General features: G+C 48.2%; 10 protein-coding genes. 4 read left to right on the forward strand and 6 right to left on the reverse strand.

Annotated elements, in window-relative coordinates:
• Positions 1-11: 11 nt before the first annotated feature.
• Together QUB08_RS02295 and QUB08_RS02300 are read right to left on the reverse strand one after the other, a co-directional pair.
• Complete coding sequence (locus QUB08_RS02295) at positions 12-557, reverse strand: RNA 2'-phosphotransferase (protein WP_333223118.1); 546 nt, start codon at positions 555-557, stop codon at positions 12-14.
• A gap of 319 nt (positions 558-876) precedes the next feature.
• Positions 877-1,560 (reverse strand): class I SAM-dependent methyltransferase, encoded by a 684-nt coding sequence (locus tag QUB08_RS02300; protein ID WP_333223120.1) that lies wholly within the window; start codon positions 1,558-1,560, stop codon positions 877-879.
• A 516-nt stretch (positions 1,561-2,076) separates the two neighbouring features.
• Between QUB08_RS02300 and QUB08_RS02305 the strand changes: the two genes are divergently transcribed.
• The 4 genes from QUB08_RS02305 (at position 2,077) to QUB08_RS02320 (ending at position 6,957) form a co-directional block, all read left to right on the forward strand.
• A complete protein-coding gene (locus tag QUB08_RS02305; RefSeq protein WP_333223122.1) occupies positions 2,077-4,947 on the forward strand; it encodes a diguanylate cyclase in 2,871 nt (956 codons plus the stop codon).
• 462 nt (positions 4,948-5,409) lie between these two features.
• On the forward strand, positions 5,410-5,703 hold the full coding sequence (locus QUB08_RS02310) for a hypothetical protein (protein ID WP_333223124.1): 294 nt from the start codon (positions 5,410-5,412) through the stop codon (positions 5,701-5,703).
• 257 nt (positions 5,704-5,960) lie between these two features.
• Entirely contained in the window at positions 5,961-6,488 is a 528-nt protein-coding gene (locus QUB08_RS02315) for a DUF6745 domain-containing protein (protein WP_333223126.1), read from the forward strand.
• Positions 6,489-6,627: 139 nt separating this feature from the next.
• Positions 6,628-6,957, forward strand: coding sequence for a hypothetical protein (locus QUB08_RS02320; protein WP_333223128.1), 330 nt, complete (start codon positions 6,628-6,630; stop codon positions 6,955-6,957).
• Between the two features lie 130 nt (positions 6,958-7,087).
• Here the strand turns inward: QUB08_RS02320 and QUB08_RS02325 are convergent, their stop codons facing one another.
• From QUB08_RS02325 to QUB08_RS02340, 4 genes are all read right to left on the reverse strand, one after another.
• The gene (locus QUB08_RS02325) at positions 7,088-7,933 is read right to left on the reverse strand and encodes a nitrate ABC transporter ATP-binding protein (RefSeq protein ID WP_333223130.1); all 846 of its coding nucleotides are present in this window, start codon (positions 7,931-7,933) and stop codon (positions 7,088-7,090) included.
• A gap of 172 nt (positions 7,934-8,105) precedes the next feature.
• A complete protein-coding gene (locus tag QUB08_RS02330; RefSeq protein ID WP_333223132.1) occupies positions 8,106-10,106 on the reverse strand; it encodes a nitrate ABC transporter ATP-binding protein in 2,001 nt (666 codons plus the stop codon).
• 278 nt (positions 10,107-10,384) lie between these two features.
• On the reverse strand, positions 10,385-11,230 hold the full coding sequence (gene ntrB / locus QUB08_RS02335; protein ID WP_333223134.1) for a nitrate ABC transporter permease: 846 nt from the start codon (positions 11,228-11,230) through the stop codon (positions 10,385-10,387).
• A gap of 64 nt (positions 11,231-11,294) precedes the next feature.
• Entirely contained in the window at positions 11,295-12,680 is a 1,386-nt protein-coding gene (locus tag QUB08_RS02340; protein WP_333223136.1) for a CmpA/NrtA family ABC transporter substrate-binding protein, read from the reverse strand.
• Positions 12,681-13,051: the final 371 nt, after the last annotated feature.

The following is a 13,051-nucleotide window of genomic DNA, read 5'->3' on the forward strand; positions in this document are numbered from 1 at the left end:
AAGGAAAATTATCAACTTATTTTGAGATAAGCTGGCGGCACAAAATCTACTAACCAAACTTTGTTTTCCGAGCAGTAAAATGTATGACCGTCGCGTTGCATTGCTGCGGCATCTACAGTCAAGACTGCCGGGATGCCATGTCTTGCACCTACTTGGCGCGCCGTCTGGATATTCACGGACAAATGAACATGATGCCTCGACATTTTCTTAATTCCTTGACTGAGAATAGACTCCACTGCAGTGCTACCTGTTCCGTGATATAAAATATCTGGGGGAACAGCGGGTTCTAACTGCAAGTCAACCTCTACGCTGTGCCCTTGGTTGGCACGAATTAGAGTGCCTGTGGAGTCAAATGAAAAGCGCTGCTTGTCGTTTTGCACGACTACTTGTTTGAGTTCAGCTTGCAGAACTGGAAAGTTATTTTTTTGGCACGCATCGAGGAGTGCGCTAACAGGAACCCAGCCACCTGGAGCGAGTTCAATGCCGATGCGCGAGGGCGCGTGACGCAGGTGTTTGCTGAGATATCGGCTGATTTTTACTAATCGATGATCCTTCATAATTTTACTTTATTTATTGATTTTTTCAATCACCTTTTACAAAATGTCACTAGCGGGTTATATCGTTGATGGGAGGCGGGTTTGTTGAATCTGTTTACACTGCTAGAGGGCGCTTGAGTGAATTATTATCTACAGATGGTTTTAAAAATTAGCCACAATAAAGAAATATTTTAGACCATAATTCTAGCGGTGACTTACGCCCTTAAGCACCTACACAATTAGGTTCTACTTCCGGGAATAAAAAATTTTCTGTGTGCGATTTTTCACGAGGTTTATCTTTTGATAATTATCAAAAACTCTACATTCGGTCGCAGGTCTTCTACCTTGGGATAACTCCGCCAAAAATAGCAAAGTTGAGATAGCGCCAGTGACATCCGACGTCGGCAAAACCAGCTTCGGCAAGCCACTTTGTCTGCTCTTCCACAGAGGAGGGAATATCTTCTTCTCGATATTTTTGAAACCAGGCTGCATCGTCTTCTCCGTTAGCTTTCATGTACTGCCGCCACAACTGTTCGTATTGCTCAGTCAGCCGAGGAGTAGCACCTGTCACAATATCTCGAATTAGCAAGATTCCCCCTGGATTCATAGAGTGGAAAAGTTTGTGAAATAGCTGTTGTTTACCTGCGCTGTCGAGGTGGTGGATTGCCAAGCCTGAAACTACTAAATCGTAACCGCTGCCGAAATCATCTTCGGCAAAGTTTCCTTGCTGCAAGGTCAGCCGTTCTCCGAAAGCGGACAAGTTAGTTTGGCAAGTTTTCAGCATATTTTGGGCGATGTCAAAGGCTAGGACTTTTGCTTGAGGAAATGCTTGCAGAATCATAGCCGACAGTATGCCAGTTCCCGCGCCTAAATCCAGAACTTTTATGTTAGCATTAGTTTCAGAAGGGATTAGCTGCAATATTACATCGTGTTGCTCGCCATAGCGCGGAATGAGGCGAGGAATTAAGCCGTCATAATCAAAGGCTCTTTGTTCAAATTGCTCGCGTACAGCGTCTAAATTCACAGACGATTTTCCTCAAATTGTTAATAGTTGAGTGCGTCAAGGCAGTTTGCCGGTTGTCTTCTCTGAAGGCATATTACATTTGATAATACAAAAAATATACAGACCTGTCAAGATGTTGAAGAAAATAATTTAAAAGAAGTTATGGACGATCGCCAGACAGGGACTTTGTGCGCCCAAACCCGCCCGTGATTTGGGAACTGTCTAGCCCTGCACATATATCTCCTTCAGTGGAGATGAGGCAGAATGCCACAGACGCGAAAGCCTGCCGAAGACGAGACTTTGTGCCAGATACTAGGAGTAATTGTGAGAAAAAAGTTGACGGTTATGATATCCGTTTCAAACAACAATGCAACTGTCGGTGTGTGCTCCACACCATAAATTTCTCAGTGATTCCCCTTAGTAAAATATAAAAGATACAAAGATAAAAAAAATGAGCTAGCAGCCGATAAGCGGCTAGATCTGAAAAAATCAGTCCTCAGATTGACAAACTTTAGCCAACTATAAACAAAAATTGAGGTGACTCCCGATTGGAAGTGGTACCTGCCAATTTTTCAGGAAGATGAAGAGATACAAAATATTACACGCGCCGGCGCGGGAAAGAAAATTGTGATAATGAATCAGGATGCGAGTAGATTAGGTGTCAGCCGTCAGGGGAAAATAGAAGCAATGGAAATCCAACAACGGAGTAAGGATAAGCCCGATCGCCAGCAACAAAACGCGCCCGATCGGGTCGGTCAATTTTCTACGACAAAAGAACTAGATTGGTCGCTACAAGAATGTTTAGATTTTAAAAGAGCGATCGACCGATCGACACTGGCGCTGAGGACTGACGCGCGAGGAATTATTAACTATGTCAGCGAACGACTTTGCTCCATCTCCAACTATTCCCAGACCGAACTAATCGGCAGCCACTTTGGCATCCTCCATTCGGAATATAAATCTTCGGAAATAATCAAAAATTTGCTGTCAACTGTTGCCAAAGGTGAAGTTTGGCAAGGAGACATTAAGAATAAAGCCAAGAATGGAAGTGATTATTGGGTGTACGCAGCAGTAGTTCCACTGTTGGACTGCAAGGGAAAACCCTGTCAGTATTTGGCGATCGGATTCGACATCACCGATCGCAAAGCCGTTGAAGCAGCCCAAGCCGAAGCGAACCGGGCAAAAGACGAATTTCTGGCGATCGCCTCCCACGAACTGCGATCGCCCCTGAGCGCGATTTTGGGATGGGTGCAGCTAGCTCGATCGCGCAATTTAAACGAAGCCACCACCAGCCGCGCTTTGGAAATCATCGAGCGCAACGCCAAATTACAAAACCGGCAAATAGACAATCTCCTCGACCTCTCGCGGTTGCTGCGAGGGAAAGTGTGCCTGAACATCGGCGAAGTTCACCTCCCATCTATCATAGAATCTGCGATCGACACCCTCCGTCCCACCGCCGATGCCAAAAACCTCCGCGTAGAAAAACATTTCGACCCCGCCGTCAGCTACGTTTTAGCAGATGCAGAACGCTTGCAGCAAGTAGTCTGGAACCTGCTGGCCAACGCCATCAAATTCACCCCAGAATCGACACCATACCCAGTTCAAGTGCGGATCGAGCCTACTGAGTCGGGCGTGTTGATTCGGGTCAGCGACAGTGGTTGCGGCATCGACCCCAAATTTCTGCCGCACATCTTTGACTACTTCCGCCCTGCAGACAACTTCCAGAACAAGGAACAAAATCGGCTTGGGCTCGGACTCTCAATTGTGCGACAGTTGGTGGAACTGCACGGGGGAAGTGTTTGGGCTTCGAGTCCCGGCCTCGGTCAGGGGGCGACCTTTGGGGTGCTGCTACCGATTGCCAACAAAAATGCACCCGACGATCGCACTGCTGCGATCGCCCAAAGGGAAAGCAGACCCGGATCGGTTTCCAAACCCCTAGCGGGAAAGCAAGTCCTGGTGGTGGAAAGCAGCGCCGAAATCCGGCAATTTCTCAAAACTGGCCTCGAAGCATTTGGAGCCAAGGTAACAGCGGTGGGTAGCGCCGCCGAAGCGATGGCCGAGTTGCAACAGTCGCGCCCCGACGTGTTGGTCAGCGATATGACGGTATCGGGAGCCGACGGCTGCGATTTAATCCGCCGCATCAGAGCAATGGAAATGTCCGAGCACAGGGAACTGCTGCCGGCCGTGGCGCTGACGGGAGGGATTGAGGAAGAAGATTCGGCCTTCGCGCTGGAGGCGGGGTTTCAGAGGCATTTGTCCAAGCCGGTGGAAGCGAATCAGTTGGTGAGCGCGATCGCCCAATTGGCTGGACTGACTGGATTCGGCTCCGGAGAGTGGGGTTCGGGAAATATCCGGGCGATCGCACCCCCGGCACTGCTGCCGGAACCTAACAGTTTTGACGACAAAAATTATCTGGAACAATTAACAAGTGACAGTAGAGAATTACCGCTGTTGCTGGTAGTAGAAGACAACAATTTTCTGCTAGCTTACCTCCAAACTTTATTAACTCCGTACTATCGAGTCGCCGTGGCGAGTGACGGGGTTGAAGGTTTAGAAAAAGCCAAAAGTTTGCAGCCCAATTTGATTGTTAGCGACCAAATTATGCCCAGACAAAACGGACTGGATTTGCTCAAGGAGATTCGGAACACGCCAGAATTGAAATCTACTCCGGTAATCTTTTTGACAGCGCGATCGGGGATGGAAGCTCGGATCGAAAGTTTGGATGCGGGTGCTGACGATTATATCTCTAAGCCTTTTGACGAGAGGGAATTGCTGGCGAGGGTGAGAAATTTGTTGCGATCGCACTCAGCCGAACAGCAGTTGGCGGAGCTCAACCGTCAGTTGCAACAGCAGAAACAGCAGTTAGAAACAGTGAATCGAGCCTTGCAGTATTTGGCAAATTACGACAGTTTGACTGAGGTCAGAAACCGCCACTCTTTTAATGAATACCTTGATACGGAATGGCGGCGTTTGGCGAGGGAAGAAGCACCGCTGTCTTTAATTATGTGCGACATTGATTATTTCAAACTTTACAACGACACTTATGGGCACCAAGCGGGGGATGAATGTTTGCGGCAAGTGGCGACGGTGATCCAGCATTCGGTAAAGCGAGCGGCAGATTTAGTAGCGCGTTACGGTGGAGAAGAATTTGTAGTAGTTTTGCCGAATACCGATATTGAAGGTGCCACTTCCGTAGCTGAAATGATCGCACAACAGGTGCGGGGTTTGCACATAGCTCACGATAAGTCTGCTGTCAGCGAATATGTAACGCTGAGTTTGGGTGTAGCTTGCTGCATTCCGGGGGCGAAGTCGCAGCCGGGGGAGCTAATTGCGATGGCCGATGAGTCGCTTTATCGGGCGAAAGAAGCAGGGCGCGATCGGGTTTCGGTTGCCACATTTCAAGGATAATATAATAGTTAAATCAACTTGTATGCTGCGTCAGAAATCGATTGTTTCGATGTAAACAAGTTTTATGGCTCAGACCCACCATACCAATGTGCTGGCAAACTTGTGCGAATTCAAATTGCTATAAATATAGTTAAAGGAGGTCGTGCCATGACAGCAACCTTAGCAACACACACGAGATAGGTTGCAAGGCCAAATAGGTCAAGTAATAACTGATTCCATAAATTAACCACAATATTTGTACGGGCGGGTTTCACCAACAATCTTTCATTCACATCGACAATATCTATAAACCCGCCCTCACCCAGGCGACTTTCACACTCCAAGATAACCCCTGTGAGTGCAGCAAAGAGTTATCGAATGTGGTTGGTGGCTGTTGACACTCGTGTATTACGAATGTAGTATTAAGTTCTGGTATAAAAGCTCGATCGATCGACACCAGAAAACAAAATTTACAAAAAACCTATGCAACCCATCCGACAAGGCGACGTAATTCTCACTCCCGTACCGAAAATCGAAGGAGAAAAAAAATCTCACCTAACTCTCGCCGAAGGTGAAGTCACCGGCCATTGTCACCAGATTATTGAGGGACAAGCTGAACTGTACGAAAAAGACGGCACTCTGTACTTGCGTGTGCTGTCACCGACAGCTTTATTGAGTCACGAAGAACACCATGCGATCGCAATTCCCGAAGGTAATTGGATGGTGCGAATTCAGCGGGAATATGAGCCACAAGGTTGGAGATCTGTCGCAGACTAAGCTTAAAAAACTGACGCCAGAACAAGCAGCTTTGATTCCAGTTTATCGCGCAAAGTGGAGAGCGAGATCGCTTTCCACTGGCCCGATAAATCGCTCGCAAGCGGAGGAAACAGTTAAATCCGCTTACAGTGCGATCGGCAAAACAGCACCGGAAATCATTTGGCAGTTTGTTGGATTTTTGCATTTCGGTTCTAAATTTACCTCATTCCAACCGCAGAAATTGGATAGTTTTTCAATCCATTGTCCGGGATTGCGGCTTGATTTATCCCTATGCAAAATTTTGCATTGTCTGCTCCAAGCCGATCGCACTTTCCGCAGACAGCAACCACCGCTTGCACGCCGAAGGAAAACCAGCGGTACAATTGGCCGACGGTGTTTCGATTTACGCCTATCACGGCGTGATTTTGCCCGAATGGTACGGTAGGCTGCACCCGCACCAGTGGCAGTCTAAGTGGGTGTTGAAGGAACAGAATGCAGAAGTTCGGCGCGCGTTAATTCAGGGAATTACTTACGATCGCATAATTCAAGAATTAGAGGTGACAGAATTAGATAGTTGGCAGGAATACACTTTATTAAGCATCGAGTTTGACGATGATTTTGATGACGAGGGTAATGCAAAGCCAATTTATCTGTTAAAAATGACTTGTCCGAGCACGGGACACATTCACGCTTTGCGAGTGCCGTCTGATGTGCGATCCTCTTCGAGGGCTTCGCTAACGGCTAAAGAAGCAATTCGCTGGGTAAATTGGGATATTGACCCAGAGGAGTTTTCCGTGCAAACCTGAGTAATACAAATTTAAAAAGTCTTGCTACAATCATCACTGTTATACCAATGGTTAAAAGTCGCAAATCCCAGCGCCGGACTTAGGATCAGCCGTTTCCCTACCCGATCGTCTGTACTTCACTCCACTGAAAACCGCTATATTGACAACAGCCTTAATCCATGAAACACCGATAAACGTTCCTGCAGTGTGCCAGTTCCAAGGGTGGAATGCACCAACCACCGATCGCCCACAAACGGTTAATAACATCAAGAAGAAGCCCACCCTCGGATCGAAGGTGGGCTCTGTTCATGCCAGCTTACCGACAGCTAGGCAATCGGGTCTCTTCGCTGGTAGACGTAAAATATCGGAAAAAGATCCGAACGTCCGAAAAAACTTCTCGTCCACCATTAAGCTTCAGTTTACCCAACCGGATCGGGAAAATTGCGCCCGCAGCGATGTTCCCCTGACATCGGGGAACACTGGGGCTTAAACTTTGCAATAGACTTCTGCAAAAAAGCTTGTCTTGGGCCGGCAGGATGCCCAACCCCTACTCCGCACAAGAATTAAACTTGTTCGAGAAGTCTCATAATTCTCCTCTTTAACTTTGATTTCCCAACCGATTAGGCATCGTGATCGTGTGCAAAACGACGGAACAGGAAATCTAGGGCGTAGTTCCGCAAATTGTAGTATTCCGGATCTTCCATCATTTGAACCCGATCGCGCGGACGCGGAAAAGGAATCTCCAAAACTTCGCCAATTGTCGCCGACGGGCCATTAGTCATCATCACCAGTCGATCGGCCAAAAACAGCGCTTCGTCAATATCGTGAGTAATCATCAACACCGTACAGCGGTGATCGTTCCAGATTTTCAGCAACTCTTCTTGCAATTCCTCCTTAGTAATTGCGTCCAGAGCACCAAAAGGTTCGTCTAAAATCAACACTTTCGGGCGAATTGCCAAGGCGCGGGCGATGGAAACTCGCTGCTTCATCCCCCCCGAAATTTGCGGCGGTCTTTTCTGGGCAGCTTCTGTCAATCCCACCATCGCCAAATGCTCGTTGACGATCGCATTTTTTTCCACCTTCGACTTATTCGGAAATACAGCATTAACGGCCAAATAAACATTTTCAAACACCGTCCGCCAAGGCAGCAAAGCGTAACCCTGAAACACCACCATGCGATCGGGGCCCGGCTTCGTAATCCGCTCTCCGTTAATCGACACGGTGCCCTGGCTGGGATGGCTAAAACCCGACACCATATTTAACAGTGTTGATTTGCCGCAGCCCGAGTGTCCGATCAAAGTAATAAACTCTCCCTCAGCTACATTCAGATTGACGTTTTCTAAAGCCCTGTAACCGTTTGGATATTCTTTGTAAACATTGTCGATCACCAAAAAAGGTTGGCGGCGGCCTTTTCCCCGCTGGATTGGAGTTTTGGTGTTCGTCTGGTTTTTAGTGGTGTTGAGCATGGGTTTAGGAAATTGTGAGTGGGTGATTCGCAAAGAAAGAAGGAAGTTCGGCAACTGATTTAACGGATGTAACGGAGGTGAGGAAGAGGGAATTGCTCACTAGCAATTAACAGCTAAAGACCAACAACTAACAATTAGCAATTACCCTCTTTTTATCGCACAAAAAACCGCTCTAAGCAGCTCTACGGCCGGAATCGAGTACAACTTCAGCCATCGTGAAATCGCGTTTAATCGCCAGATTGTTGAGATAGCCGATCGGATCGTCAGCATTAAACACCGAGCCGTCAAACAAGCTTAGAGAACCGCGAGTGTAATTAATATCAGCCATCCCCAGCTCTCGCGCCGCCGTGCTGAACGCACCGACTCGCACCACCCGCTCCAGAATTTCCACCCAGTTGCGCGGGAACACAGTATCGCCCCAGCGCGCCATCTGCACCATGTGCCAGAGTTGTTCGGTGCGGCTTGGGCGATTCACCCCCTCTCCAGAAAACAAGTGGTGGGCGTATTCCCGCATCGGAGTATCGAGGTTGCAAGCAGAAGATTTCGGGTCGCCTAGTTGGATGTAACTCTTATCAGTAGCGACGTACTCCCTTCCCGCGACTATTTCCGAAACCTCGGCGGCGTGATTTGGATCGGCGCAATAGTGGCAAGCTTCCAGTAAAGCTTTGACTAGAGCAATGTGAGTGTTGGGATAAGCATTTGCCCAGTCTTCCCGAACTCCGAGAATTTTCGCGGGGTGTCCGGGCCACAGTTCCAAATCTGTCGCCACCGTAAAGCCGACTCCTTCCATCGAGGCCCGCAAGTTCCAAGGTTCGCCGACGCAGAAACCGTCAATAGTGCCGCCCTGCAAGTCAACGATCATCTGAGCCGGTGGGATATTTTTCAGCAACACATCGTGATCCGGGTCAATGCCGCCGGAAGCCAGCCAGTAACGCAGCAACAGGTTGTGCATCGAAGAAGGGTGAACGATCGCCATACGGTGCGTTTGCGCGGGCGTTCTCTGGAGCATTTTTTTAAAGTCTGCCAGAGTGTAGATCCCTTGGTCGTAAAAGCGCCTTGCGAGAGTAATTCCGTTGCCATTGCGGCTCATGGTGAGAGCTGTAACCGTCGGAATTGGCTTTTCTTGGTGGCCCCCCAAGCTCAACCACACCGCCATTCCAGAGGGCATTTGAGCTGCGTCTAAGTAACCTGCGGCGATGCCGTCTACGATGCCGCGCCAGCTTGTTTCCCGCACGAGGTGGACTTCATCGAGTCCGTGTTTGGCAAACAAGCCTTTTTCTTTGGCGACGGCTAGGGGAGCGCAGGCTGCTAGGGGGATAAAGCCGAGTTCGAGGTTGACTTTTTCTAGGCCGTGGCGGGCGATCGCGGGTACTTTCCGCGCCCGCAGCTTTTTCACCCGCTTCTGCTGGTTGAGGAAGTAAATCATTTCGCTACGTAGAGCGTAGTAGCTGGGGTGTGAGACGACTTCCATCCGTTTGCGCGGGCGGGGGATGTCTACTTCGAGAATCCCGCCAATCTTCGATTCTGGGCCGTTGGTGAGCATGACGATGCGATCGCTCAGCAACACGGCCTCATCCACATCGTGCGTTACCATCAGGGCGCTGATTTCGTACTCTTGGCAAATTTCCATCAACTTTTCTTGCAAGTTGCCGCGAGTCAAAGCATCCAAAGCGCCGAAGGGTTCGTCTAAGAGTAACAGTTTGGGGCGCAGGGCCAGAGCACGGGCGATCGCCACGCGCTGTTTTTGTCCCCCCGACAGCAGTGCGGGTTGCTTCTCGGCGTGGGGCGTCAAGCCCACCATATCGATGTGTTTTTGGATGATTTCGAGGCGTTCGGCCTTGGGTAAGCCGCTCATCACCGAATCTACAGCTAGAGTAATGTTTTCTCTAACCGTCCGCCAAGGTAGCAGCGAATAGTTTTGGAATACTACCATGCGATCGGGGCCGGGCTGGGTGATTCTTTGCCCTTCAATTGTCACCAATCCTTCTGTGGGTATATCCAAACCTGCCACCATATTTAGTAGCGTAGATTTACCGCAGCCGGAGTGTCCGATTAAGGAGATAAATTCTCCTTTTTTAATTTCTAAGTCGATGCCTTTGAGGGCTATGTATGTGCCGCCGTCTGTTAAATTAAATACTTTTCCGACTTGTTCTACTGCAATCAAAACAGACATGATTTTCTTGCCTTTTTTGTAGGTTTGTTATTTTGCTAGATATTGACTTTTGATTGTTGACTGTTGACTGTTCGCTGTTGGCTGTGGACTGTTCGCTGTTGATATATAACAGCTAATAGTTAATACATTCCTGGATGCCTAACACTGGTCTTTAAACTAACCAAAATACTTTGTTTAATCCCTCAACAATAGTTTAAAAAACTGGTTTCTGAGCCTCGGAGTTTGTAATTCCTGTAACAGTCAACCGTCAACCGTCAACCCTTAACCCATCGAGTTAGCTATTTGCCTTGAGAAGGAGCAATCTTTTGCTGCAACCAAGCCATCATGCGATCGAGCAACAAACCAACAGCCCCAATGTAGAACACCGCTAACAGAATTTCGCTGATGTAGTTTTGCTGGTAAGCGTTCCAAATAAAGAAGCCGATACCCGTAATCCCAGACATCACAATTTCCGCAGCAATAATCGCCAGCCAAGCCAAACCGATCGCAATTCTCAATCCTGTGAAGATATAAGGAAGCGCCGACGGAAACAAAATATTCATGTAATATTCCTGACGAGAAAGTTGCAGCACTTTCGCCACGTTGTTATAGTCGTCGGGAATTTGGCGAACACCTTCAGCCGTGTTGATTAAAATCGGCCAAACTGAGGTGATAAAAATCACGAACAAAGCAGCAGGTTCATTTTGTTGCAGTGCAGCCAGGGCGATCGGCACCCAAGCCAAAGGCGCCACCATCCGCAAAAACTGGAAAATCGGATCTAAAGCCTTGTTCAAGAAGGGATTCGTACCTACCACAACTCCCATGCTAATTCCCACAGCGGCCGCGAGAGTGTAGCCTTTTGCCACCCGTTCCAAACTAGCCAAAGTCTGCCAAAATAAGCCTACTCCGTAGGTTTTGGAGTTCATAAAAGGATACATCAACAAGATCCGCGTCCGTTCGTCAGTCCAAACGCTGATCGGCCCGGGCAATTTGATAATTCCCAAACTCGACAGGAACTGCCAAACTAACAGAAATCCAATTACTCCCAAAATTGGTGGCAAGATATTCGGGGAATTCTTCTTCCAAAATTCGCCCAATGCTCCTTGGGCATCGACTCCGCCTCTCCGATTTGCGCTGACAGCCATCTTGTTAATCTCCTATATTTCTGCTGTTTTTTTCGAGACTCAATTATTCGAACCTAAGACCCCATCACGCTTTTTTAATTGCCAAACTATTAATGTAAGCTTCTGGATTTTCCGGGTTAAATTCTTTGCCGTCAAAGAACTTCTCAATGCCGCGAGACGTACTTTTCGGAATCTCAGCCTCAGCAACTCCGGCTAATTTTGCTGCGGCTTTCCACAAATCTTCTCGGTTGACTTTATCGATGATTGCCTTAGAATCTGCCAAGGTTTTTGTTGGCAAGAAACCCCAGCGCACGCTTTCGGTTAAGAACCACAAATCGTGACTCTTGTAGGGATAAGAAACGTTGCCGATGTCGTCTTTCCAGTACAGCGGACTGCTCTTGAAGTCGTTGATGTCTGGTTTGCCGTCGCCCATAACATACTTGCCTTCATAAGGAGGCGTCAAAACGGCGGGAGATACGTCAAAGAAATTTTTGCCAGAAACAATGGCGACCAATTCGGCTCGATGTTCGGGCTTGTCGCACCACTGCTGTGCCTCAATTAGTCCTGCGAGTATGGCTTCGGTGGCTTTGGGGTGTTTGTCTACCCAGTCGCCGCGAATTGCTAGATATTCCTCTGGGTGATCTTTCCAGATTTCGGCAGTCAGGGCGGACATGAAGCCGATGTTTTCTTTGACAATCCGCAGCGGCCACGGGTCGCCGGTGCTGAAACCGTCCATGCTTCCGGTTTTCATGTTGGCGACAGTTTGGGCGGCCGGTACTGTTAGCAGTTCGACATCTGCGTCGGGATTGATGCCGTTAGCTGCCAGCCAGTAGCGAATCCACAAGTCTTGGTTAACTTTGGGAAAAGTGTAGGCTGCTTTGAAGGGCGTGCCTGCTTGTTTGAGGCCTTTGATGTAGTCTTGGGCCGCTTGATCTAGTTTAAGTCCGAGGCCTTTGCCTTGGTGTTTGGCCGCGATCGCAATTCCATTTCCCTGAGTGTTCAACTGGGCTAGAACATACATCGGGATTTGGGCGCTGTTTTTGGTAATCAGGCCTTTACTAATTAGATAAGGCATCGGCATTTGCCACTGGCCGCCGTCAATGCCGCCGCCTGCAGAGCCGATTTCTAGGTTATCTCTGGCCGAGCCCCAGTTGGCTTGCTTCGCAATTGTTACCTCAGTCATGCCGTATTTGGCAAAAAAGCCTTTTTCTTGGGCAATGATTAAAGGTGCTGCTTCGACGATCGGGATATATCCCAATGTGATTTTAGTGCTTTCAATTCCTTCGACTCTTTTCTCGTTGGCAACAGCCATTACTGAGGTAGCCGCGGGTATCGCGCCGTCAGCACCGGCAGTGGCACCGGGTTCTGGAGGATTTCCCAAACAGCCTTTGAGCAGTATTGAACTGACGGCAGATGCACCTGCTGTAACGATAAATTTACGCCGAGAAAATTGCTCTGAAAATTTTGTCATAGTCTAGCCTCGCTGCAATTCATAATCTTCTGTAACGACATCACTGAAGTTTATCAATGCGCTTTTTTTCTGTTCGTTAATGGAATTTAGCGAACTGTTTTGAGCGCTGGTTCGCAGGAGGGAGCAAAAGATTTATCGCTAGCATAAGTCTTTAAACTATCCCTGCTGATTTTACACTTTTGATTAACTCAATATCTCGACGATCGGCCCAGCGGTGCGATCTCCCAAAAAGCGAGCAGCACATTTTCTTGGCTTGATAATTAACTCTACCGTACTATTGCAGAAATTCTAAAACAATTATTAAATTTGATTGATAAGTAAATCTTTTAGGATCACGCTATCGATAACGAACCGTTGGTTCGGGCGATCTG

Origin of the sequence: Microcoleus sp. BR0-C5 (assembly GCF_036705045.1) — a bacterium.
In the GTDB taxonomy this organism is placed as follows: domain Bacteria; phylum Cyanobacteriota; class Cyanobacteriia; order Cyanobacteriales; family Microcoleaceae; genus Microcoleus.